This is a genomic window from Enterobacter sp. MGH 37, assembly GCF_000534515.1.
In the GTDB taxonomy this organism is placed as follows: Bacteria; Pseudomonadota; Gammaproteobacteria; order Enterobacterales; family Enterobacteriaceae; genus Enterobacter; species Enterobacter kobei.
The window spans coordinates 389,618-415,312 of sequence record NZ_KI973205.1; the positions used below are offsets into that span (position 1 = coordinate 389,618).

The following is a 25,695-nucleotide window of genomic DNA, read 5'->3' on the forward strand; positions in this document are numbered from 1 at the left end:
GCTGATTTGTTGTTGAAGTGTTAATGATTGGTTTTGTTAATGTTTTAAACGAGCAAAAATAATCCATGGAATAATGTATTGATTATTTTTTTAATATTGATCGGGAGGGTTTTTGATTATTTAGAAAATAATATGAATAGTTATTCAAAGCATAAACCGATAACCGATACCGGTTTCAGTTAATAAATGGCGAGGGCGAGCGGGGTCGACTTCCAGTTTCTGACGAAGGTGACCCATATATATGCGCAAATAGTGACTATGTTCCACCGCGTTGGGTCCCCACACCTGACTCAACAGCTGGCGCTGGGTGAGAACCTTGCCGTGGTTATTAAGCAGCACGGCGAGCAGGCGGAATTCGATGGGGGTAAGATGGATTTCCTCTTCACCGCGCACAATGCGCCGTGCGGCGAGGTCAACCCGAATATCACCAAACGTGTAGGTAGGGTCGGCAGGCGTGGTGGCGCTATGACGACGCAGCGCCACGCGCAGGCGAGCCTGCAATTCGCCAATGCCAAAGGGTTTAATCAGATAGTCATCGGCACCGGCATCCAGCGCGGCGATTTTATCCGTCTCTTCAGTACGGGCAGAGAGCACGAGAATCGGCATCTGGCTCCACTGACGAACCTCACGAATAAAATCGATGCCGTCGCCATCCGGCAGCCCAAGATCGAGGATCACCAGGTCCGGCTTGCGGGTGGCGGCTTCAATTAAACCCCGTTGAAGCGTACCCGCATCGTGAACGCGCAGACCGTCTCCTTCCAGCGCAGCGCGCAGAAAACGGCTAATGGCGATCTCATCTTCGACAATCAGAACGTTAATCACAAATCCTCGGGTAATTCATTCAGTTCTGGCGGGGTTTCCAGAGGAAGTGTAACACAAAAACGCGCGCCGCCTTCCGGACGATTATCTGCGGAAATGGTTCCGCCATGGACGTCAACGATCGCCTGACAAATCGCCAGCCCGAGCCCAACGCCCGGAATGGCCGACTCCTTGTTCCCGCGCGCGAATTTTTCGAAAATAGCCAGCTCCTGCCCGGCAGGAATGCCCGGTCCGGTATCCCAGACGTCAAGGTGAAGCGTGCCATCCTCTACCATCGCATCCACGCCAATCCGGGCACTTGAGCCGGCATATTTACCGGCATTTTCCAGCAGATTGATCAGCACCCGTTCAAACAAGGGGCCATCGACGTGAATTAAGGTCAGGGGTTCAGGCATGTTCAGCGCGATATGCCGCCCACCGAGGCCGGGCTCCAGCATTTTCAGCGCGCTGCCTACCACTTCTTCCAGCGTGAGCCACTCTTTTTTGAGGTTAAATCCGCCCGACTGAATGCGCGCCATATCGAGCAGGTTATTCACCAGACGGGTGGTATTCAGCACGTGCTGGCGGATTTCGCTGGCCTGAAGGGCGTGTTTAGACCCTTCCGCGGCCAGGTCCAGCGTCAGGATTTCTGACTGACCAAACAGAACGGTCAGCGGTGTCCGCAGGTCGTGCGACAGCGCCGCCAGCAGCGAGTTACGAATGCTTTCACGCTCGCTGGCCAGTCGGGCCTGTTCTTCACTGGCGGTAAGCGCCAGCCGTTCCAGTGCGCTGGCAACCAGCAGCGTAAAAGTCTCCAGCAGCCGCTGCTGCTCGGGGATCATCAGCTGACGCAGGTTTGAGGGCTCAACAATCACCAGCCCCTGATTTTTATCGGCGCTGCGTAGCGGCAGAATTTGATAGGGCACGCCGGGCAGGGTGTCGGTACCTGCGCCCGCAGGTAACCCTTTATCAAAGCTCCAGCGCGCGATGGCTTCGTCCCAGGGCGTCATGCCGGAGGCCGAGGTTAGCGGGCGCAGCTTACCGTGTTCGTCCGGGAGTAAAATCAGGTTGCTGGCATGAAACGTCGAGCGAATAAACTGCTCGCTGGTCTGCACGATATCCAGCGGCGTGCGTCCCACCGCCAGCGATTTCGACATTTCATACAGATGCCGCGTGCGCTGTTCGCGGTAGCGGGCGATGCGCGCCTGGTAGCGCACGCCCGCCGTCAGATTGCCGATCACCAGCCCGACGGTGAGCATCACGGCAAAGGTCAGGATGTACTGTACGTCCGACACGGCGAGCGTCCCGCGAGGGGCAATAAAGAACAGATCAAAGCTGATGACGTTAATCACCGTTGCCAGCACCGACGGCCAGCGTCCGTAAAAGAGCGCCACCACCACCACGCCAAGGAGGTAGATCATCACCAGGTTGGCCGCGTCGAAGGCAATCAGCCATTTGCTGGCAATGATCGTGATCAGGGCGCAGAGCACGACGGCCACCAGGCAGCCGCGAAGCTGAATGCGCCATTTATCACTGAAAGTACGGCTGTCCGGGGCGCGGCTGGGAAGGGGCGTGGGTTTATCATCCAGCGCCACGATCACCAGGTCCAGATCCGGCGCGCGGCGGGCCAGTTTGTCGGCAAAGGATTCACGGCTAAACCAGCGACGATGCTGGCGACGGCCAATGACGATTTTCCCCAGGTTATGCTCCCGGGCGTAGCGCAGAATGGCTTTATCTTCCTGAGGATCGGAAAGGGTGGCGGTTTCGGCACCCAGCTCCTGCGCCAGGCGCAGAGAACTCAGAATCGCGCGGCGCTGGTTTTCGGGCAAAGCATGAAGCTGCGGCGTTTCGACATACACCGCATGCCAGACGCTGCCAAATTTGGCGGCCAGACGCGCGGCGGTGCGGACAAGTTTTTCGTTACCGCTGCCGTGCCCCACGCACAGCAGGATGGCATCCCGCGTATGCCAGACGCGTTCCTGGCCCTGCAAATCGCGCCAGGCACGCATCTGATCGTCAACGCGATCGGCAGTACGGCGCAGAGCCAGTTCGCGCAGGGCAATCAGGTTGCCTTTGCGGAAGAAATGTTCGATGGCACGCTCGGCCTGTCCGGCAATATAGACTTTGCCTTCGTGCAGTCGCTGGCGCAAATCATCCGGCGGCAGATCGACCAGCACCACTTCGTCAGCGGAATCGAAGAAAGGGTCGGGCACCGTCTCGCGCACCTGAATGCCGGTCACGCCGCTGACCACGTCGTTCAGGCTTTCCAGATGCTGCACGTTAACCGTCGTGAAAACATCAATGCCAGCTTCAAGTAATTCTTCCACATCCTGCCAGCGCTTGGGGTGACGCGAGCCTGGCGCATTGCTGTGCGCCAGTTCGTCCATCAGGATAAGCGCCGGACGGCGGGCGAGGGCGGCATCAATATCAAACTCTGTGACTAAACGACCCCGATGGCTGATGCGGCGTGGCGGCTGGGTGGCAAGCCCCTTCAGCAGCGATGCCGTCTCTTTACGTCCGTGGGTTTCAACCACGCCGATCAGTATATCGAGCCCCTGCGCCCGAAGCCGCTGGGCTTCCGTCAGCATGGCGAAGGTTTTCCCGACACCCGCGCAGGCGCCAAAGAAAATTTTCAGTTTGCCGCGATGGGCTTCAGCCGTCTGTTCAAGCAGCCTGTCCGGATCCGGGCGCATGGGCTCGTCGGTCATTTAGTTTTTCCTTAGCGCGTCCAGCGCCAGATTCAGCTCAACAATATTCACTACCGGCATGCCGATATAGCTGACCAGCGGCTTTTGTGTATGTTCTGCCACCAGCTTGCTCACCTGTTCAACACTCAATTGACGGGCGGCGGCAACGCGCGGGATCTGCCACGCCACCGCTGCCGGCGTCAGGCTATAGTCCAGCCCGCTGGCTGAGGCGGTGACCAGCTCCACGGGAACCTCGCGGCTGGCCTGTGGGTTGGCGGCGCGCAGGGCGGCCACGCGCTCGGCGACGGCTTTGTCCAGCGCCGGGTTGCTGCCCGCCAGGTTACTGCCGCCGGATGCCATCGGATTATACGGGCTTTCGGCAGTGGCGGAAGGGCGTCCCTTGAAGTAGCGAGCGTCCGTAAAGCTCTGGCCAATCAGGCGCGAACCGCGGTTTTCACCGTTTTGCATAATCAGCGAGCCGTTAGCCTGATCCTTAAACCACCACTGGCCCAGGGCGGTGGTGACCAGCGGGTAGAGCCCCCCGGTAATCAGCGACAGCAGAATAAACAGAAGTATAGCGGGGCGTAACATCGTCATTTGATTCACCTTTTAAACCAGCCCGAACAGGGTCAACAGCAGATCGATAGCCTTGATACCGATGAAGGGCACCACCAGCCCACCCAGGCCGTAAATCCACAGGTTGCGGCGCAGCATGGCGGCCGCCGTGAGCGGCTTGTAGCTCACGCCTTTCAGCGCCAGCGGGATCAGGAAGACAATAATCAGGGCGTTAAAGATTACCGCGCTCAGAATGGCCGATGCCGGGGAGTGCAGGTGCATTACGTTCAGGGCGTTTAATTGCGGATAGGTCGCAGCAAACGCGGCCGGAATGATGGCGAAATATTTCGCCACATCGTTAGCGATGCTGAACGTGGTCAGCGAGCCGCGCGTCATCAGCATCTGCTTACCAATGTGCACGACTTCAATCAGCTTGGTCGGGTTAGAGTCGAGATCGACCATGTTGCCCGCCTCTTTTGCCGCCTGGGTACCGGAGTTCATTGCCACCGCCACGTCGGCCTGCGCCAGAGCAGGGGCATCGTTGGTCCCGTCACCGGTCATCGCGACCAGACGCCCTTCCGCCTGATACTGACGAATCAAGGCCAGTTTGGCTTCCGGTGTGGCTTCGGAAAGAAAATCATCCACGCCCGCTTCGGCAGCAATCGCCGCTGCGGTCAGGCGGTTATCCCCGGTGATCATCACCGTTTTGATCCCCATTTTACGCAGCTGGGCAAAGCGTTCTTTGATGCCGCCTTTGACGATATCCTTCAGGGCAATCACCCCCAGCACATTTGCGCCTTCAGCCACCACCAGCGGCGTTGCCCCCTGACGGGCCACGCTTTCCACCAGGCTATCCACTTCGGGTGGGAAGTGACCGTTATTAGCCTCAATGTGGCGACGGATGGCGTCAACCGAGCCTTTACGGATCATCCGGTCCTGAATATTAATGCCGCTCATCCGGGTCTGTGCCGTGAAGGGCACGAAAGTGGCATGCAGGCTCTGAACGTCGCGCTGGCGCAGGTTAAAGCGCTGTTTGGCAAGAATCACAATGCTGCGACCTTCCGGAGTTTCGTCGGCAAGCGATGAGAGCTGTGCGGCATCTGCCAGCGTTTTTTCATCCACGCCAGGTGCGGGTAAGAAGTCTGATGCCTGACGGTTACCGAGGGTGATGGTCCCGGTTTTATCAAGCAGCAGAACGTCTACATCGCCCGCCGCTTCAACGGCACGTCCGCTGGTGGCGATGACGTTGGCACCGAGCATACGGCTCATACCGGCCACGCCGATGGCCGACAGCAGGCCGCCGATAGTGGTGGGGATCAGACAGACCAGCAGCGCCACCAGCACCGTGATGGTGACCGCCGTACCGCCATAAGCGGAGAACGGCCACAGGGTCGCGGTTGCCAGCAGGAAGACGAGGGTCAACGCGACCAGCAGGATGGTCAGGGCAATCTCGTTGGGGGTTTTACGACGCTGGGCGCCTTCCACCATGGCGATCATCCGGTCAAGGAAGGTTTCACCTGGGTTAACGCTACACTGAATCACCAGCCAGTCGGAGAGTATGCGCGTCCCCCCCGTTACGGAGGCGAAATCGCCGCCGGATTCACGGATAACCGGGGCGGATTCCCCGGTGATGGCGCTTTCGTCCACCGACGCGCCACCTTCAATCACTTCCCCGTCGCACGGGATAATATCGCCAGCTTCGACCAGCACCACATCGCCTTTACGCAGTTCATCCGCCGGAACGTGGTCCATCTGCGCACCGTATTTTGGTTCACGTAACTTGCGTGCGAAGGCGGTCTTTTTTACCCCTTTCAGGCTGTTGGCCTGGGCTTTACTCCGGCCTTCCGCCAGCGCTTCCGCAAAGTTGGCAAACAGCACGGTAAACCACAGCCACAGGCTAATGGCGCCGGTAAACATCGCATTTCCCGGCATGTGGCCCGTTCCCATGGCAATCGCCAGTGCGGTGGTCAGGACGCTTCCCGCCCAGACAATAAACATCACCGGGTTGTGCCACTGCACGCGCGGGCTCAGTTTTTTCACCGCATCCATGAGCGCCTGACGAACTAATGACGGTTCGAACAGGGCCAGTTGTTTACGACTCATGACAAATTCTCCGCAAAATCAGCGTAAAGAGAGGTATTCCGCGACCGGGCCTAACGCGAGGGCGGGGATAAAGGTCAGGGCACCAACCAGTAACACGGTGCCTGTGAGCAGGCCGATAAACAGCGCGCCGTGGGTCGGTAATGTTCCGGTGGTGGTCGGTTGAATTTTTTTATTCACCAGCGATCCGGCAATCGCCATGACCGGCACAATGATCCCGAAACGACCCACGAACATGCAGAACGCCAGCAGACAGTTCCAGAACGGTGAGTTGGCACTTAAGCCTGCAAAGGCACTGCCGTTGTTGTTGGCGGCAGAGGAGACGGCATACAGCACTTCGCTAAAGCCGTGAATACCCGGGTTAAAGATGCCGCTGCGTCCGGCCTCGGTCATCAGCGCCAGTGCGGAGCCGAGCAGTACGAGGGCAGGGGTTACCAGAATCGCCAGCGCGGTTAATTTCATCTCGCGAACGTCGATTTTTTTACCGAGGTATTCCGGGGTACGACCAATCATCAGACCGGCAATAAACACCGCCAGCATCACGAACAACAGCATGCCGTAAAGACCTGAACCCACGCCGCCAAATACCACCTCGCCAATCTGCATCAGCCACATTGGGATCATTCCGCCCAGTGCGGTGAAGGAGTCATGCATGGCATTCACCGCCCCGCACGAGGCCGCCGTGGTGACCACCGCATAGAGGCTGCTGGCGAGAATGCCAAAGCGGCTCTCTTTACCTTCCATATTGATATTGCTGTTAGCCCCAAGCTGCATGAAATGGCTATTGCCGTTCCATTCAGCCCACATCACCAGCGCAACGCAGACCACGAAGATTAACGACATGGTCCAGAGCAGGGTGCGCCCCTGACGGCGATCGTTGACGACATCACCAAAGGCAAAGCAGAGTGCGGTGGGGATCAGGAAAATCGCCAGCATCTGCACAAAATTGGTCAGGGCAGTCGGGTTTTCAAACGGATGCGATGAGTTGGCGTTGAAGAAGCCGCCGCCGTTGGTGCCGAGCATCTTGATGGCTTCCTGCGACGCCACGGGCCCCATCGGCAGGAGCTGTTTTGCCCCTTCCAGCGAGGTATAAGGGGTGTATGGCAGCAGGTTTTGCAGGCTACCTTGCTGAATAAAGAACAGCGCGATCAGCAGCGCAATTGGCAGCAATATCCACAGCGTGATGCGCGTCAGATCCACCCACGCGTTACCCAGGGTACTGATTTTCTGACGAGCAAACGCGCGCGTCAGCGCGAAGATCACCGCGATACCGCTGGCGGCAGAGAGGAAGTTCTGAACGGTTAACCCAACCATCTGGCTGAAATAGCTGAGCGTGGTTTCACCCGCATAGGACTGCCAGTTGGTGTTGGTGACAAAGCTGACTGCCGTATTCAGCGCAAGATGCCAGGACAGACCCGGTAATTGTTGCGGATTCAGCGGCAGACTCCCCTGCAGCATCAGCAGGGTAAAAAGTGCAATCAGCCCAACAATATTCAGCAGCAGAATGGCAAACAGATATTCACGCCAGCTCATCTCGCGATCGTCTATTCCCAGTACACGCCAGATCCCTTTTTCAACGCTTCCCGTACCCGGCAGGGGGACGTTGTTGATAAGCCTTGCCAGCCCCATTCCCAGTGGCCTTGCCAGAACGAACAACGCCAGTAAGAAGCTGGCAATAAGCAAAAACGCCTGAGCAGCCATCAGAATGCCTCCGCATTAATCAGGGCATAAACCAGATAACCCAATAACAGGAACACCAGCACGATGCCGGCAATAAGACCTGCACTCACAATCCACCTCCGGGTGACTTTTGTTGTTGGGTTAACGGTAGGATTTATGGCGCAAAGATTTCGCAAAAATGAGGAGAGAGGGTGTAAAAAAAGTATAAAAATGGCAAAGCCCACAATTTAACTATTGGTAAGTAAATTGTTAACTTTTTTGTAACTAAATTACGGCGCGAGTGTAAATATTCACTAAATGAATGAAAATAAGTGGTCGGATGAGTAGTAAAATTACACGCAAAGCGATATTATTTTATCCAGGTCACAGATTTTGAATTTTCCGGATGACGTTTCCGGCCAACTATAGGGGAGAAAATATGGATCTGTATAAAGCGTATCCAGCTCATATTGTGTTCATGCGTCGTACTTTCGCCGTAGTGGCTGGCGTGCTGGCCCTGCCGGTGATGCTGTTCTGGAAAGATCGCGCTCGTTTTTACAGCTATCTGCACCGCGTCTGGGCGAAAACCAGCGAGAAGCCGGTGTGGATGGATCAGGCCGAGAAAGCGACCTGCGACTTCTACTAAAAAAGAAAGACTACACATAGCAATATAGAAACCGCCAATAGCAATGGGTAATGCCAGTCAGTTACTTAACTGACTGGCATTACCACCCCCCGGCGGTCTTTTTTATTTCATCCCGTCTACACTTCATGGCAAAGTACAGTAAAAGCTCGCCACTTTTTCCTTTGGTGGCGTGCCCTTACGGACATAATGGATATTTGCCTGGAGTTTTATGCCCACCCATCTGGTTTGGTTTCGCGCAGATCTGCGCGTACATGACAACATCGCTCTCGCGGCAGCCTGTCGTTCTGAGGATGCCAGCGTGCTGGCACTGTTCATCGCTACGCCCGAACAGTGGCAGCAGCATGATATGGCACCGCGCCAGGCGGCTTACCTCAAATCACATCTGAACGTTCTGCAACACGCGCTTGCTGAAAAAGGTATTCCGCTGATCTACAAAGAGGTCAGTGATTTTGCCGCGCAGCTTCAGATGCTGCAGGCGATCTGTCAGCAAAACGGCGTCACACACCTTTTTTATAACTATCAGTACGAGCTGAACGAACAGCGGCGGGATCGCCAGCTGGAAAACATGCTGGACGGGGTAGTTTGTGAAGGATTTGATGACAGCGTCATGCTGGCGCCGGGCAGCGTCATGACCGGCAGTCACGAAATGTACAAAGTGTTTACGCCGTTTAAAAATGCGTTTGTTAAATGCCTGAAAGAGGCGCTGCCTGAGTGCGTGGCCGCGCCCGCTGTTCGGGGCGATGCCATAACCGATCTGCCTGAATTAACGTTTAACTATCCCCAACAGACGTTCGACGATCTTCTGTTCCCTGCCAGTGAGAAATCAGCGATTGCGAAGCTGCGCCAGTTTTGCAAGCAGGGCGCGGGAGAGTACGACGCGCGCAGGGATTTTCCGGCGGTTGAAGGGACAAGCCGATTATCGGCCTGCCTGGCATTGGGCGTGCTCTCTCCTCGCCAGTGTCTGCATCGTCTACTGGCCGAGCAGCCGCAGGCGCTGGACGGCGGGACGGGGTCGGTGTGGCTGAACGAACTGATCTGGCGTGAGTTCTATCGCCATCTGATGACTTATCATCCCGATCTCTGCAAGCATCGCCCGTTCATTCCCTGGACCGATAACGTAAAATGGCAGCATGACGAGGCGCGTTTACTGGCCTGGAAAAAGGGGGAAACGGGCTATCCGATTGTTGATGCCGCGATGCGCCAGTTGAATGAAACCGGGTGGATGCACAACCGTCTGCGAATGATTACCGCCAGCTTCCTGGTGAAAGATCTGCTTATCGACTGGCGTGTCGGGGAACGTTATTTTATTTCTCAGCTGATCGATGGCGATCTGGCAGCGAATAATGGCGGATGGCAGTGGGCGGCCTCTACCGGTACCGATGCGGCTCCCTATTTCCGGATTTTCAATCCGACCACTCAGGGACAAAAATTTGATGCTAACGGCGACTTTATTCGTCGCTGGTTGCCCGCGCTCAGGCATGTTCCTGCGAAAGCGATCCACGACCCGTGGGCATGGGCGGATAAACAGGGCGTAAAGCTCGATTATCCCCGCCCGATTGTTGACCATAAACAGGCGCGCGTCGCCACGCTGGCGGCCTATGAAGCCGCCCGTAAAGCTTAAGAGAGTGATGATGAAAAACAGCGAACTGGAAAGCCTGATTAACGAAAAACTCAATACCGCCGGCTTCAGCGATTACGGCCCGAATGGGCTGCAGGTGGAAGGCCGTGAGACAGTGCAAAAAATCATCACCGGCGTGACGGCAAGCCAGGCATTGCTGGATGAAGCGGTGCGTCAGGAGGCCGATGCGATCATTGTTCACCACGGTTATTTCTGGAAAAACGAATCACCGATTATTCGCGGTATGAAGCGCAACCGCCTGAAAACGCTGTTGGCCAATGACATCAACCTGTACGGCTACCACCTGCCGCTGGATGCACACCCGGAACTGGGGAATAACGTCCAGCTGGCGCAGCTGTTGGGGATCACTGTGATGGGCGAAATCGAGCCACTGGTCCCGTGGGGAGAGCTGTCGATGCCGGTTCCAGGTCTGGAGCTGGCCTCGTGGATCGAAGCACGTCTCGGGCGTCGTCCGCTGTGGTGTGGCGACACGGGGCCGGATACCGTTAAGCGCGTTGCCTGGTGTACCGGCGGCGGTCAGGGCTTTATCGACAGCGCCGCGCGTTTTGGTGTTGATGCGTTTATTACCGGTGAAGTCTCTGAGCAGACGGTTCACTCAGCCCGTGAACAGGGGCTGCATTTTTACGCGGCAGGCCACCATGCTACCGAGCGTGGCGGTATCCGCGCCCTCAGCGAATGGCTGACGGAAAATACCGATCTGGATGTGACCTTTATTGATATCCCTAATCCCGCCTGATGAGAGGTGCCCGAGTGCAGAGAGCGCGTTGTTATCTTCTGGGTGAAAGCGCAGTTGTACTGGAACTTGAACCGCCGGTCACGCTTGCCACGCAAAAGCGTATCTGGCGGCTGACACAGCGTCTGGTTGACATCCCGGAAGTGGTAGAAACCATTCCTGGCATGAATAACATTACCGTCGTGCTGCGCAACCCGCAGACAAAGGCGCTGGATGCTATTGAACGTCTTCAGCGCTGGTGGGAAGAGAGCGAAGCGCTGGAGCCGGAATCGAGAATGATTGAAATCCCGGTCGTCTATGGCGGCACGGGTGGGCCGGATCTTGGCGTGGTGGCGGATCACTGCGGATTAACGGAGAAGCAGGTTGTTGAACTTCACAGTTCGGTGGATTACGTGGTCTGGTTTCTCGGGTTTCAACCCGGCTTCCCGTATCTTGGCGGATTATCCCCCCAGCTGCATACGCCGCGCCGGGCCGAGCCACGCCTGAGCGTTCCCGCGGGAACGGTGGCGATTGGCGGCGAACAAACCGGAATTTATCCGCTCACCTCACCGGGCGGCTGGCAGCTTATCGGATACACCTCCACGCCGCTATTTGAACCGGGGCAGGAGGCACCCATTCTCCTTCGTCCTGGCGATACCCTTCGCTTTATCCCGCAGAAGGAGGGGGTATGTTAACGTTACTTCGCGCAGGGCTTTATACCTCGGTACAGGATGCCGGCCGCTTTGGCCTGCGCCAGTCTGGCGTGAGCTACTGCGGTGCGCTTGATCGTCCTTCGCTGGAGATTGCCAACCTGCTGGTGGGTAACGCAGGCAGCACGGCGGCGTTAGAAATTACGCTGGGTCAGTGCGTGATTGAGTTTGGTCAGGAAACCTGGTTTGCGTTGACCGGCGCAGGTTGTGACGCCACGCTAGACGGCAAAGCGGTGTGGACCGGCTGGCGGTTGCGGGCGAAAGCCGGGCAACGTCTGATGCTGAAACGGCCTCTGCACGGCGTGCGCAGTTACCTTGCGGTAGCGGGGGGCATTGACGTGCCGGAGGTGCTGGGGTCAGCCAGTACCGATCAGAAAGCGGGCATAGGCGGGCATGAGGGACGTTCGCTGCGCGATGGCGATCGTCTGGCGATTAAGCCGTCAACACGCGATTTCTCGACGACGCAGGGCGTAAAACAGTTGCTGTGGGGGAACGTGATCCGCGCCTTACCGGGGCCGGAATATCAGGAGTTCGATGACGCTTCTAAAGAGTCTTTCTGGCGTTCGCCGTGGAAGATTAGCCCGCAGAGTAACCGCATGGGCTACCGCCTGCAGGGGCAGCCGCTGACCCGCACAACCGACCGGGAGTTGCTCTCCCACGGCTTATTGCCTGGCGTCATTCAGGTTCCGGGCAATGGTCAACCCATTGTGCTGATGAACGATGCGCAGACGACGGGCGGTTATCCGCGCATTGCCTGCATTATTGACGCGGATCGCTACCATCTGGCGCAAATTCCCCTCGGTCAGCCGATCCATTTCGTGCAATGTTCGCTGGAGGAGGCGCTGAAAGCGCGGCAGGATCAGCAGCGTTATCTCGAACAGCTGGCGTGGAGGCTTGATGGTAAAGATTGATTTAAATGCCGATCTGGGGGAGGGGAGCCGCGCCGACGCAGAGCTGATGACGCTGGTCTCTTCGGTTAATATCGCCTGCGGCTTTCACGCGGGTGATGCGCAAACCATGCTGGAGAGCGTGCGCAATGCCATTAAAAACGGCGTGGCGATAGGCGCTCACCCGAGCTTTCCCGACCGGGAGAACTTTGGCCGTACGGCGATGGACCTGCCGCCGGAGACGGTCTACGCTCAGATGCTTTACCAGATTGGCGCGCTGGAGGCGATAGTGCGCGCTGAGAAGGGCGTACTGCGCCACGTGAAGCCGCACGGCATGCTTTACAATCAGGCGGCGAAAGATCCTGCTCTGGCGGACGCCATTGCCCGCGCGGTGCGGGATTGTGACTCTCAGCTGATTCTGGTAGGCCTGGCGGGCAGCGAGCTGATCCGCGCCGGGCAGCGCCTGGGGTTAACCACCCGCCAGGAAGTGTTTGCCGACCGGGGATATCAGCCTGATGGCAGCCTGGTGCCGCGAACGCAGGCCGGGGCGCTCATTACCGACGAAGGTAAAGCGCTGGCGCAGACGCTGGAGATGGTGCGCGCCGGGCGTGTCACCGCTGTGGATGGTACATCGGCAAACGTTCAGGCCGATACGGTATGCTTACATGGCGACGGCGAGCATGCGCTCCAGTTTGCGCGACGCCTGCGGGCAGCGTTCTCTGATGAGGGTATTCTTGTCAGCGCAGAATAATCATTTAAGGACACTAACATGCCAGAAGGTCCGGAGATCCGCCGCGCGGCGGATAGCCTGGAAGCGGCGATAAAGGGCAAACCGCTGACGGATGTCTGGTTTGCCTTTCCGCAACTCAAACCGTTTGAATCACAGCTGCTGGGGCAGACGGTGAACCATATTGAAACGCGCGGGAAAGCCTTACTCACGCACTTTTCCCATAACCTGACGTTATATAGCCATAACCAGCTTTACGGCGTCTGGCGCGTGGTTAACGCGGATGAACAGCCGCAAACCACCCGTGTGCTGCGGGTCAGGCTGCAAACGGCGGATAAAGCCATCCTGCTTTACAGCGCGTCGGATATCGAAATGTTAACGCCTGAGCAGTTGCTCGTTCATCCGTTCTTGCTGCGCGTCGGGCCGGATGTGCTGGATATGCGCCTGACGGCGGGCGATGTGAAAGCCCGTTTGCTGTCACCCAAATTTCGCAATCGGCAGTTTTCCGGTCTGTTTCTCGACCAGGCCTTTCTGGCCGGGCTCGGCAACTACCTGCGGGTGGAAATCCTTTGGGAAGCCGGGCTGGCGCCGCAGCATAAAGCCTCGCAGCTCAGCGATGAACAGCTGGAAGCGCTGTCCCATGCGCTGCTGGACATTCCGCGTTTATCCTACACGACGCGTGGCGTGGTAGATGAGAACAGGCATCACGGGGCGCTGTTCCGGTTTAAGGTGTTTCATCGGGCGGGGAAAAAGTGCGAGCGATGTGGCGGGATTATCGACAGGATTATGCTCTCTTCGAGACCTTTTTACTGGTGCCCGTACTGCCAGAAATAAAAGTAAAACGGTAACCCAAGGGTTACCGTTTTTAAGGTTTTCACCCTCTCCCTGTGGGAGAAGGCTGGGGTGAGGGCATCATGCCGCACCCAACATCTGTTAGCGCTTAATATCAGACTTAAAATCACGCTGCTCGTAGCCGGTATACAGCTGACGAGGACGGGCGATTTTCATGCCTTCGCTGTGCATTTCGTTCCAGTGCGCAATCCAGCCTACGGTACGGGCCATGGCGAAGATTACGGTGAACATGGAAGACGGAATACCCATCGCTTTCAGAATGATACCGGAGTAGAAGTCGACGTTCGGGTAGAGTTTCTTCTCGATGAAGTACGGGTCGTTCAGCGCGATGTGTTCCAGCTCCATCGCCACTTCCAGCAGATCATCTTTGGTACCCAGTTCTTTCAGCACTTCGTGGCAGGTTTCACGCATCACGGTGGCGCGTGGGTCATAGTTTTTGTAAACACGGTGACCGAAGCCCATCAGGCGGAAGGAGTCATTCTTGTCTTTCGCGCGACGCACGAATTCAGGAATGTGCTCAACGGTGCTGATCTCTTCCAGCATCTTCAGTGCCGCTTCGTTCGCACCGCCGTGCGCCGGTCCCCACAGGGAGGCGATGCCCGCAGCGATACAGGCGAACGGGTTCGCGCCTGAAGAACCCGCGGTACGGACGGTAGAGGTGGAAGCGTTCTGTTCGTGGTCAGCGTGCAGGATCAGGATACGGTCCATTGCGCGTTCCAGCACCGGGTTCACTTCGTACTCTTCGCACGGCGTGGAGAACATCATGCGCAGGAAGTTACCGGCGTAGGAGAGGTCGTTACGTGGATACACAAACGGCTGGCCGATGGAGTATTTGTAACACATCGCCGCCATGGTAGGCATTTTGGACAGCAGACGGAACGCCGCGATATCACGGTGACGCGGGTTATTCACGTCAAGGGAGTCGTGGTAGAACGCCGCCAGCGCACCGGTAATCCCGCACATCACCGCCATCGGGTGAGAGTCACGACGGAACGCATGGAACAGACGGGTAATCTGCTCATGGATCATGGTGTGACGGGTGACGGTGGTTTTGAATTCATCGTACTGCGCCTGCGTTGGCTTTTCGCCGTTCAGCAGGATGTAGCACACTTCCAGATAGTTGGATTCGGTGGCTAACTGATCGATGGGGAAGCCGCGATGGAGCAGGATACCTTCGTCACCGTCAATGTAGGTGATTTTGGATTCGCAAGATGCGGTAGAGGTAAATCCAGGGTCAAAGGTAAATACTCCTTTGGAACCCAGCGTACGGATATCAATAACATCCTGACCGAGCGTGCCTTTTAGCACATCCAGTTCAATAGCATCACCACCGTTGAGGGTGAGTTTTGCCTTTGTATCAGCCATTTACGGTCTCCTTAGCGCCTTATGCTTAAGACTGCGCTTTACCGGATTTGCTTTCAGCTGTTAATCACCGTTACCAGATTGTTATTTGGCTTACCGCTCAGCTCACGAGGACAAACCAGGGTACAGAGCTATGGCGCCTTGCAGGTAAACGAATGAAATATCAGTGAAACAACAGCAAATCAGCGTTTTAGCAGTCCGAATTATTCAAACCTGTATATCACTAATAACTGTCCTGATAACTTCGGTCAATACCATCACACTGTTACATAACTATTTGTCAGGTGAAAGAGAGACCTCATAACTTTTGCGCATTATATGCCTTTTCTGATGACGTTTGTAACAATATTGTTTAACATTTGTCAAATCAGATGATTAAAAATTAAAAAGATGTTGTTATCGTGACCCTGATCACTGTTCCAGAGAAAACCCGACAAACTGTATGTAGGTTAATTGTAATGATTTTGTGAACGGCCTATACTGCCGCCAGGTCTCCGGAACACCCTGCAATCCCGAGCCACCCAGCGTTGTAATGTGTCGTTGAAGCATCTGGAAGCATTGTTTTGCATGACGCGCAGTTATAGAAAAGGAACGCTGCTTGACCCGCATCGCAGTCCGGAGGAAGGAAACAATAAGAACAGCATGTGGGCGTTATTCATGATAAGAAATGTGAAAAAACAAAGACCTGTCAATCTGGATCTGAAAACGATCCGGTTCCCCGTAACAGCAATAGCGTCCATTCTGCACCGTGTTTCAGGTGTAATTACGTTTGTGGCGGTCGGCATTCTGCTGTGGTTACTGGGTACCAGCCTCTCCTCCCCTGAAGGATTCCTCCAGGCCTCTGCCATCATGAACAGCTTCTTCGTGAAATTCATCATGTGGGGCATTCTGACCGCGCTGGCGTACCACGTCGTCGTGGGTGTTCGTCATATGCTGATGGACTTTGGCTACCTGGAAGAGACGTTCGAAGCCGGGAAACGCTCCGCTAACATTTCATTTGTGATTACTGTCGTGCTTTCACTTCTCGCAGGAGTTCTCGTATGGTAAGCAACGCCTCCGCATTAGGACGCAACGGCGTACATGACTTCATTCTTGTCCGTGCTACCGCCATCGTTCTCACCCTTTACATCATCTATATGATTGGTTTCTTCGCGACCAGCGGTACGCTGACGTGGGAAATCTGGAGTGGGTTCTTCGGATCCGCCTTCACCAAAGTGTTCACCCTGCTGGCGCTGTTCTCCATCCTTATTCATGCGTGGATTGGTATGTGGCAGGTGTTGACCGATTACGTTAAACCGCTGGCGATTCGCCTTCCTCTGCAGCTGGCCATTGTCGTTGCACTGGTGGTTTACGTTATTTATGGATTCGTTGTGGTGTGGGGTGTGTAATGAAACTGCCAGTCAGAGAATTTGATGCTGTTGTGATTGGTGCCGGTGGCGCAGGTATGCGTGCCGCACTGCAAATTTCCCAGAGCGGCCAGACCTGTGCGCTGCTCTCTAAAGTGTTCCCGACCCGTTCCCACACAGTATCCGCGCAGGGCGGTATTACCGTTGCGCTGGGTAACTCCCATGAAGATAACTGGGAATGGCACATGTACGACACGGTAAAAGGTTCCGACTACATCGGCGACCAGGATGCCATCGAATATATGTGTAAGACCGGCCCGGAAGCGATTCTGGAGCTGGACCACATGGGGCTGCCGTTCTCCCGTCTGGAAAACGGCACCATCTATCAGCGTCCGTTTGGCGGCCAGTCGAAAAACTTCGGCGGCGAGCAGGCGGCACGTACCGCAGCGGCGGCTGACCGTACCGGCCACGCACTGCTGCACACCCTGTATCAGCAGAACCTGAAAAACCACACCACCATCTTCTCCGAGTGGTATGCGCTGGATCTGGTGAAAAATGCCGATGGCGCAGTGGTCGGTTGTACCGCGCTGTGTATCGAAACCGGTGAAGTCGTTTACTTCAAAGCCCGCGCAACCGTGCTGGCCACCGGCGGTGCAGGCCGTATTTACCAGTCCACCACCAACGCCCACATCAACACCGGTGACGGTGTTGGCATGGCAATCCGCGCAGGCGTGCCGGTTCAGGATATGGAAATGTGGCAGTTCCACCCAACCGGTATCGCCGGTGCCGGCGTTCTGGTAACAGAAGGCTGCCGTGGTGAAGGCGGCTATCTGCTGAACAAACACGGCGAACGCTTCATGGAGCGTTATGCCCCGAATGCGAAAGACCTGGCGGGTCGTGACGTGGTGGCGCGTTCCATCATGATCGAAATCCGTGAAGGCCGCGGCTGTGATGGCCCATGGGGTCCACACGCGAAGCTGAAACTCGACCATCTGGGTAAAGAGGTGCTGGAATCCCGTCTGCCGGGCATTCTGGAGCTGTCTCGTACCTTCGCACACGTCGACCCGGTGAAAGAGCCAATTCCTGTTATCCCAACCTGCCACTACATGATGGGCGGTATTCCGACCAAAGTGACCGGTCAGGCGTTGACCGTGAACGAGCAGGGCGAAGATGTGGTTATTCCTGGCCTGTTCGCCGTAGGTGAAATTGCCTGCGTATCCGTTCACGGCGCAAACCGTCTCGGCGGCAACTCGCTGCTGGACCTGGTGGTATTCGGCCGTGCAGTCGGTCTGCATCTGCAGGAATCCATTGCCGAGCAGGGCGCGCTGCGTGACGCGACCGACGACGAAATTGATGCCTCTCTTGAGCGCCTCAACCGCTGGAACGGCAACCGTAACGGCGAAGATCCGGTGGAAATCCGTAAAGCACTGCAGGAATGCATGCAGCATAACTTCTCGGTATTCCGCGAAGGTGACGCAATGGCCAAAGGTCTTGAGCAGCTGAAAGCGATCCGCGAGCGTCTGAAAAATGCCCGTCTGGATGACACCTCCAGCGAGTTCAACACCCAGCGCGTTGAATGCCTGGAGCTGGATAACCTGATGGAAACCGCATTCGCGACCGCGATGTCGGCAAACTTCCGTACCGAGAGCCGTGGCGCGCATAGCCGCTTCGACTTCCCGGATCGTGATGACGAAAACTGGCTGTGCCATTCCCTGTATCTGCCAGAGTCGGAATCCATGACGCGTCGTAGCGTCAACATGGAACCGAAACTGCGTCCGGCGTTCCCGCCGAAGATTCGTACTTACTAATGCGGAGACAGGATAATGAAACTCGAATTCTCAGTTTATCGTTATAACCCGGATGTTGATGATGCTCCGCGTATGCAGGACTACACCCTGGAAGCGGAAGAAGGTCGCGACATGATGCTGCTGGATGCGTTAATCCAGCTGAAAGAAAAAGATCCGACACTGTCGTTCCGTCGCTCCTGCCGTGAAGGGGTCTGCGGCTCTGATGGCGTGAACATGAACGGCAAAAATGGCCTGGCCTGCATCACGCCCATTTCCGCGTTGCAGCGTCCTGGTCAGAAAATTGTTATCCGTCCTCTGCCAGGCCTGCCGGTCGTGCGTGATTTGGTGGTAGACATGGGGCAATTCTATGCACAATATGAGAAGATTAAGCCTTACTTATTGAATAATGGGCAAAATCCACCCGCTCGCGAGCACTTACAGTCTCCTGAGCAGCGTGAAAAACTCGATGGGTTGTACGAGTGTATTCTCTGCGCATGTTGTTCAACGTCCTGTCCGTCGTTCTGGTGGAACCCGGACAAGTTTATCGGCCCGGCCGGTCTGCTGGCTGCCTATCGCTTCCTGATCGATAGCCGCGACACCGAAACCGAGAGTCGTCTGGAAGGACTGAGTGACGCTTTCAGCGTATTCCGCTGCCATAGCATCATGAACTGCGTCAGTGTATGTCCGAAGGGACTGAACCCGACGCGCGCCATCGGCCATATTAAGTCGATGCTGCTGCAGCGCAGTGCGTAAGTAAAAACGCCGGATGGCGCTGCGCTTATCCGGCCTACGTAACAGTAGGCCCGGTAAGCGTAGCGCCACCGGGAAAATTGCAGAAACCTTTAAAAACTGCCCTGAAGTTTAGACAGTTTCTAAAGGTTCCTTCGCGGGCCAAATGAAAAGAGCTCGCAGGTGAACCCCGGCACGTACACGTGGTGTGCGTGGTAGTTTCTACGGCGAAAGTAAGCATAAAAATGCTTAAGGGATCACGATGCAGAACGGCGCAATGAAAGCCTGGCTGGACTCTTCTTTCCTTTCTGGTGCGAACCAGAGCTGGATTGAACAGCTCTATGAAGACTTCTTAACCGATCCTGACTCAGTGGACGCAAACTGGCGTTCCATGTTCCAGCAGTTGCCTGGCACAGGGGTCAAACCGGATCAATTCCATTCCAAAACACGTGATTATTTCCGTCGTCTGGCGAAGGATGCCTCACGTTACTCTTCTGCGATTTCCGACCCTGACACCAATGCGAAGCAGGTTAAAGTCCTGCAGCTTATCAACGCTTATCGCTTCCGTGGTCACCAGCATGCGAATCTCGATCCGCTGGGACTGTGGCAGCAAGAACGTGTGGCCGATCTCGATCCGGCGTATCACGATCTGACCGAGGCCGATTTCCAGGAAAGCTTTAACGTAGGTTCTTTTGCCATCGGCAAAGACACGATGAAGCTGGGCGAACTCATTGATGCGCTCAAGCAAACCTACTGCGGCTCCATCGGCGCGGAATACATGCACATTACCTCTACCGAAGAGAAACGCTGGATCCAGCAGCGTATCGAATCCGTAGCGGGCCATGCGAATTTCTCAGCAGAAGAGAAAAAACGTTTCCTTGGCGAACTGACTGCAGCAGAGGGCCTTGAGCGCTATCTGGGCGCGAAATTCCCGGGCGCAAAACGCTTCTCGCTGGAAGGCGGCGACGCGCTGGTGCCGATGCTGAAAGAGCTGATTCGTCATGCAGGCAAGAGCGGTACCCGTGAAGTGGTACTGGGCATGGCGCACCGTGGTCGTCTGAACGTCCTGGTCAACGTGCTGGGTAAAAAACCGCAGGACCTGTTCGACGAATTCGCGGGCAAACATAAAGAGCACCTCGGCACCGGCGACGTGAAGTACCACATGGGCTTCTCGTCTGATATCGAAACCGAAGGCGGTCTGGTTCACCTGGCGCTGGCGTTTAACCCGTCACACCTGGAGATCGTCAGCCCGGTGGTTATCGGTTCCGTGCGTGCGCGTCTGGATCGTCTGGACGAGCCAAGCAGCAACAAAGTGCTGCCAATCACCATTCACGGTGATGCGGCGGTAACCGGGCAGGGCGTGGTTCAGGAAACCCTGAACATGTCGAAAGCGCGTGGTTATGAAGTGGGCGGTACCGTTCGCATCGTGATCAACAACCAGGTGGGCTTCACCACCTCTAACCCGCTGGATGCCCGCTCTACACCATATTGCACCGACATCGGTAAAATGGTTCAGGCGCCGATCTTCCACGTGAACGCGGACGATCCGGAAGCTGTCGCTTTCGTTACCCGTCTGGCGCTGGACTTCCGTAATACCTTCAAACGCGATGTGTTCATTGACCTCTTCTGCTACCGCCGTCACGGCCACAACGAAGCGGATGAGCCAAGTGCAACCCAGCCGCTGATGTATCAGAAAATCAAAAAACACCCGACGCCACGCAAAATCTATGCTGACAAGCTGGAAAGCGAAAAAGTGGCGACGCTGGAAGATGCGACCGAACTGGTCAACCTCTACCGCGATGCGCTGGATGCGGGTGAATGCGTAGTGAAAGAGCTGCGTCCGATGAACATGCACTCCTTTACCTGGTCGCCGTACCTCAACCACGAGTGGGATGAGAGCTACCCGAACAAGGTTGAGATGAAGCGTTTGCAGGAGCTGGCTAAACGCATCAGCACCGTACCAGACGCTATCGAGATGCAGTCTCGCGTGGCGAAAATCTATGCTGACCGTCAGTCCATGGCAGCAGGTGAGAAGCTGTTTGACTGGGGTGGCGCGGAAACGCTGGCTTATGCAACGCTGGTTGACGAAGGCATTCCTGTGCGTCTGTCCGGCGAAGATGCGGGCCGTGGTACCTTCTTCCACCGTCACGCGGTGGTTCACAATCAGTCTAACGGTTCAACCTATACCCCACTGCAGCACGTCCACAACGGTCAGGGTCAGTTCAAAGTCTGGGACTCCGTACTGTCTGAAGAAGCGGTACTGGCCTTCGAATACGGCTACGCCACCGCTGAACCACGCACCCTGACCATCTGGGAAGCGCAGTTCGGTGACTTCGCCAACGGTGCGCAGGTCGTTATCGACCAGTTCATCTCCTCCGGCGAGCAGAAGTGGGGCCGCATGTGTGGTCTGGTCATGCTGCTGCCGCACGGTTATGAAGGTCAGGGTCCGGAGCACTCCTCCGCGCGTCTGGAACGCTATCTGCAACTTTGCGCTGAGCAGAACATGCAGGTTTGCGTGCCGTCCACTCCGGCTCAGGTCTACCACATGCTGCGTCGTCAGGCACTGCGCGGTATGCGCCGTCCGCTGGTGGTCATGTCTCCGAAATCCCTGCTGCGCCATCCGCTGGCGGTATCCAGCCTGGATGAGCTGGCAAACGGCACCTTCCTGCCAGCCATCGGTGAGATTGACGAGCTGGATCCGCAGGCCGTGAAGCGTGTGGTGATGTGTTCTGGTAAGGTTTATTACGACCTTCTGGAACAGCGCCGTAAGAACGATCAGAAAGATGTCGCCATCGTGCGTATCGAACAGCTTTATCCGTTCCCGCATCAGGCGATGCAGGAAGTGCTGAAACCTTACGCTCACGTTCATGATTTTGTCTGGTGCCAGGAAGAGCCGCTTAACCAGGGCGCATGGTACTGCAGCCAGCATCATTTCCGTGAAGTGATTCCATTTGGGTCCGCTCTGCGTTACGCAGGTCGCCCGGCCTCCGCCTCTCCGGCGGTAGGGTATATGTCCGTTCACCAGAAGCAGCAACAAGATCTGGTCAATGACGCGCTGAACGTCGATTAATTAAAGGATACATAATGAGTAGCGTAGATATTCTTGTTCCCGACCTGCCTGAATCTGTAGCAGATGCGACCGTCGCTACCTGGCACAAAAAACCAGGCGATGCCGTTAAGCGCGATGAAGTGCTGGTAGAAATCGAAACTGACAAAGTGGTACTGGAAGTACCGGCTTCGGCGGATGGCGTACTGGACGCGGTGCTGGAAGATGAAGGTACGACCGTCACCTCTCGTCAGATCCTGGGTCGCCTGCGTGAAGGCAACAGCGCGGGTAAAGAGTCCAGCGCCAAGTCTGAAGAGAAAGCCTCTACGCCGGCTCAGCGCCAGCAGGCTTCTCTGGAAGAACAGTCTAACGACGCCCTCAGCCCGGCGATCCGTCGCCTGCTGGCTGAACATAGCCTTGACCCGGCTGCCATCAAAGGCACCGGTGTGGGTGGCCGTCTGACGCGTGAAGACATCGACAAGCACCTGGCGAAAGCACCTGCTCAGGCAGAAGCGAAAGCCCCTGCGGCAGCGCCAGCAGCAGCTCAGCCTGCTCTGGGTGCCCGCAGCGAAAAACGCGTCCCGATGACGCGCCTGCGTAAGCGCGTGGCCGAGCGTCTGCTGGAAGCGAAAAACTCCACCGCGATGCTGACCACTTTCAACGAAGTGAACATGAAGCCAATCATGGACCTGCGTAAGCAGTACGGTGACGCGTTTGAAAAACGTCACGGTATCCGTCTGGGCTTTATGTCCTTCTACGTGAAGGCTGTCGTTGAAGCGCTGAAACGCTACCCGGAAGTGAACGCATCCATCGATGGCGATGACGTGGTTTACCACAACTATTTCGACGTCAGCATGGCGGTTTCTACTCCACGTGGTCTGGTCACCCCGGTTCTGCGTGATGTGGATACCCTGGGTATGGCTGACATCGAGAAAAATATCAAAGAGCTGGCTGTTAAAGGCCGCGACGGCAAGCTGACCGTAGACGACCTGACCGGCGGTAACTTCACCATTACCAACGGCGGCGTATTCGGCTCGCTGATGTCTACCCCGATCATTAACCCGCCGCAGAGCGCGATCCTGGGTATGCATGCCATTAAAGATCGTCCGATGGCGGTAGACGGTAAAGTTGAGATCCTGCCAATGATGTACCTGGCGCTCTCTTACGATCACCGCCTGATCGACGGCCGCGAGTCCGTGGGCTTCCTGGTTGCCATTAAAGAGCTGCTGGAAGATCCAACGCGTCTGCTGCTGGACGTCTAGTTTTGCAGTCTTGCCCGGCGGCGTATGGCTGCCGGGCCACTAAAAGCACTACCTAACGATTACCTGAAGGATGGATAGAACACATGAACTTACATGAATATCAGGCCAAACAGCTGTTTGCCCGGTATGGCTTACCGGCTCCGGTGGGTTATGCCTGTACTACCCCGCGTGAAGCAGAAGAAGCCGCATCTAAAATCGGTTCCGGCCCGTGGGTAGTTAAATGTCAGGTTCACGCTGGTGGCCGTGGTAAAGCGGGCGGTGTGAAGGTTGTTAAGAGCAAAGAAGAGATTCGTGCGTTTGCTGAACATTGGCTCGGCAAACGTCTGGTGACCTACCAGACAGATGCAAACGGCCAGCCGGTTAACCAGATCCTGGTTGAAGCAGCGACCGATATCGCTAAAGAGCTGTACCTGGGCGCGGTTGTTGACCGTAGCTCCCGTCGCGTGGTGTTCATGGCGTCTACCGAAGGCGGCGTGGAAATCGAAAAAGTGGCGGAAGAAACGCCACATCTGATCCACAAAGTGGCGATCGATCCGCTGGCAGGCCCAATGCCTTACCAGGGTCGCGAGCTGGCGTTCAAACTGGGTCTGGAAGGCAAGCTGGTTCAGCAGTTCACCAAGATCTTCATGGGTCTGGCGACTATCTTCCTGGAGCGCGACCTGGCGCTGATCGAGATCAACCCGCTGGTGATCACCACCCAGGGCGATCTGATCTGCCTCGACGGCAAACTGGGCGCTGACGGCAACGCGCTGTTCCGCCAGCCGGATCTGCGCGAAATGCGCGACCAGTCTCAGGAAGACCCGCGTGAAGCACAGGCTGCACAGTGGGAGCTGAACTACGTGGCGCTGGACGGCAACATCGGCTGTATGGTCAACGGTGCGGGCCTGGCAATGGGCACCATGGACATCGTTAAGCTGCACGGTGGTGAGCCAGCGAACTTCCTCGACGTGGGCGGTGGCGCAACCAAAGAGCGCGTGACCGAAGCGTTCAAAATCATCCTCTCTGACGACAATGTTAAAGCGGTTCTGGTTAACATCTTCGGCGGCATCGTTCGTTGCGACCTGATCGCCGACGGTATCATTGGTGCGGTAGAAGAAGTGGGTGTTAACGTTCCGGTGGTTGTACGTCTGGAAGGTAACAACGCTGAACTCGGCGCGAAAAAACTGGCTGACAGCGGCCTGAATATTATTGCAGCGAAAAGTCTGACGGATGCAGCTCAGCAGGTTGTTGCCGCAGTGGAGGGGAAATAATGTCAGTTTTAATTAATAAAGATACCAAGGTTATCTGCCAGGGCTTCACCGGTAGCCAGGGGACTTTCCACTCCGAACAGGCGATTGCCTACGGCACGCAGATGGTTGGCGGCGTCACGCCAGGTAAAGGTGGCACCACGCACCTGGGCCTGCCGGTGTTCAACACCGTGCGTGAAGCCGTAGAAGCGACGGGCGCAACCGCGACCGTTATCTACGTTCCGGCACCGTTCTGCAAAGACTCCATTCTGGAAGCGATCGACGCGGGTATCAAACTGATCATCACCATCACTGAAGGTATCCCGACGCTGGATATGCTGACCGTGAAAGTGAAGCTGGATGAAGCCGGCGTGCGCATGATCGGCCCGAACTGCCCAGGCGTCATCACGCCAGGCGAATGCAAAATCGGCATCATGCCGGGTCACATCCATAAGCCGGGCAAAGTGGGCATCGTGTCCCGTTCCGGTACCCTGACCTATGAAGCCGTTAAGCAGACCACCGATTACGGCTTCGGCCAGTCCACCTGTGTGGGCATCGGCGGTGACCCGATCCCGGGCTCTAACTTCATCGACATCCTGAAACTGTTCCAGGAAGATCCACAGACCGAAGCGATCGTGATGATTGGTGAGATCGGTGGTAGCGCGGAAGAAGAAGCGGCTGCTTACATCAAAGAACACGTGACCAAGCCGGTTGTCGGTTACATCGCGGGTGTGACCGCGCCGAAAGGCAAGCGTATGGGTCACGCAGGGGCGATCATCGCCGGTGGTAAAGGTACGGCTGACGAGAAATTCGCAGCGCTCGAAGCCGCAGGCGTGAAAACCGTTCGCAGCCTGGCGGATATCGGCGAAGCACTGAAATCCATCATTAAGTAAGTCCTCTCTGCTCCCCTACAGGGGAGCGTTGAAGTAAAAAAATGTCCGTTTCGACATGGTTGGCCGCTGAAA

Annotated in this window: 22 protein-coding genes; 15 read left to right on the forward strand and 7 right to left on the reverse strand. The window is 56.3% G+C overall.

Annotated elements, in window-relative coordinates; all coding sequences use genetic code 11:
* Positions 1-144: 144 nt before the first annotated feature.
* The 6 genes from kdpE to kdpF are packed head-to-tail and all read right to left on the reverse strand — an operon-like array spanning position 145 to position 7,930.
* Positions 145-822 carry a two-component system response regulator KdpE gene (kdpE, locus tag L383_RS21780; RefSeq protein ID WP_008501074.1) on the reverse strand — a complete coding sequence of 226 codons (678 nt, stop codon included), beginning with the start codon at positions 820-822 and terminating at the stop codon, positions 145-147.
* On the reverse strand, positions 819-3,506 hold the full coding sequence (kdpD, locus tag L383_RS21775) for a two-component system sensor histidine kinase KdpD (RefSeq protein ID WP_023332409.1): 2,688 nt from the start codon (positions 3,504-3,506) through the stop codon (positions 819-821). Before kdpD ends, kdpE begins: the two co-directional genes overlap by 4 nt.
* Complete coding sequence (gene kdpC / locus L383_RS21770) at positions 3,507-4,082, reverse strand: potassium-transporting ATPase subunit KdpC (protein ID WP_023332410.1); 576 nt, start codon at positions 4,080-4,082, stop codon at positions 3,507-3,509.
* A 12-nt stretch (positions 4,083-4,094) separates the two neighbouring features.
* Positions 4,095-6,143, reverse strand: coding sequence for a potassium-transporting ATPase subunit KdpB (kdpB, locus tag L383_RS21765; RefSeq protein ID WP_023332411.1), 2,049 nt, complete (start codon positions 6,141-6,143; stop codon positions 4,095-4,097).
* Positions 6,144-6,161: 18 nt separating this feature from the next.
* Complete coding sequence (kdpA, locus tag L383_RS21760) at positions 6,162-7,841, reverse strand: potassium-transporting ATPase subunit KdpA (protein WP_014883026.1); 1,680 nt, start codon at positions 7,839-7,841, stop codon at positions 6,162-6,164.
* The gene (kdpF, locus tag L383_RS24670; RefSeq protein ID WP_014069365.1) at positions 7,841-7,930 is read right to left on the reverse strand and encodes a K(+)-transporting ATPase subunit F; all 90 of its coding nucleotides are present in this window, start codon (positions 7,928-7,930) and stop codon (positions 7,841-7,843) included. Before kdpF ends, kdpA begins: the two co-directional genes overlap by 1 nt.
* Before the next feature lie 308 nt (positions 7,931-8,238).
* On the opposite strand from kdpF, the gene L383_RS21755 reads away from it, so the two are divergent.
* The 7 genes from L383_RS21755 (at position 8,239) to nei (ending at position 13,954) form a co-directional block, all read left to right on the forward strand.
* A complete protein-coding gene (locus L383_RS21755; RefSeq protein WP_014883027.1) occupies positions 8,239-8,445 on the forward strand; it encodes a YbfA family protein in 207 nt (68 codons plus the stop codon).
* Between the two features lie 208 nt (positions 8,446-8,653).
* Positions 8,654-10,066, forward strand: coding sequence for a deoxyribodipyrimidine photo-lyase (gene phrB / locus L383_RS21750; protein ID WP_023332412.1), 1,413 nt, complete (start codon positions 8,654-8,656; stop codon positions 10,064-10,066).
* A gap of 10 nt (positions 10,067-10,076) precedes the next feature.
* Positions 10,077-10,820, forward strand: a complete 744-nt coding sequence (locus tag L383_RS21745; protein WP_023332413.1) for a type 2 GTP cyclohydrolase I — start codon at positions 10,077-10,079, stop codon at positions 10,818-10,820.
* A 14-nt stretch (positions 10,821-10,834) separates the two neighbouring features.
* Positions 10,835-11,491 (forward strand): 5-oxoprolinase subunit PxpB, encoded by a 657-nt coding sequence (gene pxpB / locus L383_RS21740; RefSeq protein WP_023332414.1) that lies wholly within the window; start codon positions 10,835-10,837, stop codon positions 11,489-11,491.
* Positions 11,485-12,417 (forward strand): 5-oxoprolinase subunit PxpC, encoded by a 933-nt coding sequence (gene pxpC / locus L383_RS21735; RefSeq protein ID WP_023332415.1) that lies wholly within the window; start codon positions 11,485-11,487, stop codon positions 12,415-12,417. Before pxpB ends, pxpC begins: the two co-directional genes overlap by 7 nt.
* Positions 12,404-13,144: a 5-oxoprolinase subunit PxpA gene (gene pxpA / locus L383_RS21730; RefSeq protein WP_023332416.1), complete on the forward strand. Its 741-nt coding sequence runs from the start codon at positions 12,404-12,406 to the stop codon at positions 13,142-13,144. Before pxpC ends, pxpA begins: the two co-directional genes overlap by 14 nt.
* Positions 13,145-13,162: 18 nt before the next feature.
* Positions 13,163-13,954: an endonuclease VIII gene (gene nei / locus L383_RS21725; RefSeq protein WP_023332417.1), complete on the forward strand. Its 792-nt coding sequence runs from the start codon at positions 13,163-13,165 to the stop codon at positions 13,952-13,954.
* A gap of 99 nt (positions 13,955-14,053) precedes the next feature.
* Here nei and L383_RS21720 read toward each other — a convergent pair whose 3' ends face one another.
* On the reverse strand, positions 14,054-15,337 hold the full coding sequence (locus tag L383_RS21720) for a citrate synthase (protein WP_014883035.1): 1,284 nt from the start codon (positions 15,335-15,337) through the stop codon (positions 14,054-14,056).
* 639 nt (positions 15,338-15,976) lie between these two features.
* Between L383_RS21720 and sdhC the strand changes: the two genes are divergently transcribed.
* The 8 genes from sdhC (at position 15,977) to sucD (ending at position 25,623) form a co-directional block, all read left to right on the forward strand.
* Complete coding sequence (gene sdhC / locus L383_RS21715; protein ID WP_020684965.1) at positions 15,977-16,381, forward strand: succinate dehydrogenase cytochrome b556 subunit; 405 nt, start codon at positions 15,977-15,979, stop codon at positions 16,379-16,381.
* Positions 16,375-16,722, forward strand: coding sequence for a succinate dehydrogenase membrane anchor subunit (gene sdhD / locus L383_RS21710; protein WP_008501088.1), 348 nt, complete (start codon positions 16,375-16,377; stop codon positions 16,720-16,722). The genes sdhC and sdhD overlap by 7 nt, the downstream gene beginning before the upstream one ends.
* A complete protein-coding gene (gene sdhA, locus L383_RS21705; RefSeq protein WP_014883036.1) occupies positions 16,722-18,488 on the forward strand; it encodes a succinate dehydrogenase flavoprotein subunit in 1,767 nt (588 codons plus the stop codon). Before sdhD ends, sdhA begins: the two co-directional genes overlap by 1 nt.
* Positions 18,489-18,503: 15 nt before the next feature.
* Positions 18,504-19,220, forward strand: a complete 717-nt coding sequence (gene sdhB / locus L383_RS21700; RefSeq protein ID WP_014883037.1) for a succinate dehydrogenase iron-sulfur subunit SdhB — start codon at positions 18,504-18,506, stop codon at positions 19,218-19,220.
* Positions 19,221-19,458: 238 nt separating this feature from the next.
* Positions 19,459-22,266 carry a 2-oxoglutarate dehydrogenase E1 component gene (gene sucA, locus L383_RS21695; protein ID WP_023332418.1) on the forward strand — a complete coding sequence of 936 codons (2,808 nt, stop codon included), beginning with the start codon at positions 19,459-19,461 and terminating at the stop codon, positions 22,264-22,266.
* Positions 22,267-22,280: 14 nt separating this feature from the next.
* The gene (gene odhB / locus L383_RS21690) at positions 22,281-23,504 is read left to right on the forward strand and encodes a 2-oxoglutarate dehydrogenase complex dihydrolipoyllysine-residue succinyltransferase (RefSeq protein WP_014883039.1); all 1,224 of its coding nucleotides are present in this window, start codon (positions 22,281-22,283) and stop codon (positions 23,502-23,504) included.
* An 83-nt stretch (positions 23,505-23,587) separates the two neighbouring features.
* Positions 23,588-24,754 carry an ADP-forming succinate--CoA ligase subunit beta gene (sucC, locus tag L383_RS21685; RefSeq protein WP_006809579.1) on the forward strand — a complete coding sequence of 389 codons (1,167 nt, stop codon included), beginning with the start codon at positions 23,588-23,590 and terminating at the stop codon, positions 24,752-24,754.
* Positions 24,754-25,623: a succinate--CoA ligase subunit alpha gene (gene sucD, locus L383_RS21680; protein WP_008501094.1), complete on the forward strand. Its 870-nt coding sequence runs from the start codon at positions 24,754-24,756 to the stop codon at positions 25,621-25,623. The genes sucC and sucD overlap by 1 nt, the downstream gene beginning before the upstream one ends.
* The last annotated feature ends 72 nt before the right edge of the window (positions 25,624-25,695 follow it).

Coding starts and splice junctions, on each gene's coding strand:
- L383_RS21755 (WP_014883027.1), top strand. CDS start 8,239: ATGGATCTGTATAAAGCGTATCCAGCTCATATTGTGTTCATGCGTCGT.
- sucD (WP_008501094.1), top strand. CDS start 24,754: ATGTCAGTTTTAATTAATAAAGATACCAAGGTTATCTGCCAGGGCTTC.
- sdhA (WP_014883036.1), top strand. CDS start 16,722: ATGAAACTGCCAGTCAGAGAATTTGATGCTGTTGTGATTGGTGCCGGT.
- sdhB (WP_014883037.1), top strand. CDS start 18,504: ATGAAACTCGAATTCTCAGTTTATCGTTATAACCCGGATGTTGATGAT.
- kdpA (WP_014883026.1), bottom strand. CDS start 7,841: ATGGCTGCTCAGGCGTTTTTGCTTATTGCCAGCTTCTTACTGGCGTTG.
- sdhD (WP_008501088.1), top strand. CDS start 16,375: ATGGTAAGCAACGCCTCCGCATTAGGACGCAACGGCGTACATGACTTC.
- phrB (WP_023332412.1), top strand. CDS start 8,654: ATGCCCACCCATCTGGTTTGGTTTCGCGCAGATCTGCGCGTACATGAC.
- L383_RS21745 (WP_023332413.1), top strand. CDS start 10,077: ATGAAAAACAGCGAACTGGAAAGCCTGATTAACGAAAAACTCAATACC.
- pxpC (WP_023332415.1), top strand. CDS start 11,485: ATGTTAACGTTACTTCGCGCAGGGCTTTATACCTCGGTACAGGATGCC.
- kdpB (WP_023332411.1), bottom strand. CDS start 6,143: ATGAGTCGTAAACAACTGGCCCTGTTCGAACCGTCATTAGTTCGTCAG.
- kdpD (WP_023332409.1), bottom strand. CDS start 3,506: ATGACCGACGAGCCCATGCGCCCGGATCCGGACAGGCTGCTTGAACAG.
- L383_RS21720 (WP_014883035.1), bottom strand. CDS start 15,337: ATGGCTGATACAAAGGCAAAACTCACCCTCAACGGTGGTGATGCTATT.
- sucA (WP_023332418.1), top strand. CDS start 19,459: ATGCAGAACGGCGCAATGAAAGCCTGGCTGGACTCTTCTTTCCTTTCT.
- sdhC (WP_020684965.1), top strand. CDS start 15,977: ATGTGGGCGTTATTCATGATAAGAAATGTGAAAAAACAAAGACCTGTC.
- nei (WP_023332417.1), top strand. CDS start 13,163: ATGCCAGAAGGTCCGGAGATCCGCCGCGCGGCGGATAGCCTGGAAGCG.
- pxpA (WP_023332416.1), top strand. CDS start 12,404: ATGGTAAAGATTGATTTAAATGCCGATCTGGGGGAGGGGAGCCGCGCC.
- odhB (WP_014883039.1), top strand. CDS start 22,281: ATGAGTAGCGTAGATATTCTTGTTCCCGACCTGCCTGAATCTGTAGCA.
- sucC (WP_006809579.1), top strand. CDS start 23,588: ATGAACTTACATGAATATCAGGCCAAACAGCTGTTTGCCCGGTATGGC.
- kdpC (WP_023332410.1), bottom strand. CDS start 4,082: ATGACGATGTTACGCCCCGCTATACTTCTGTTTATTCTGCTGTCGCTG.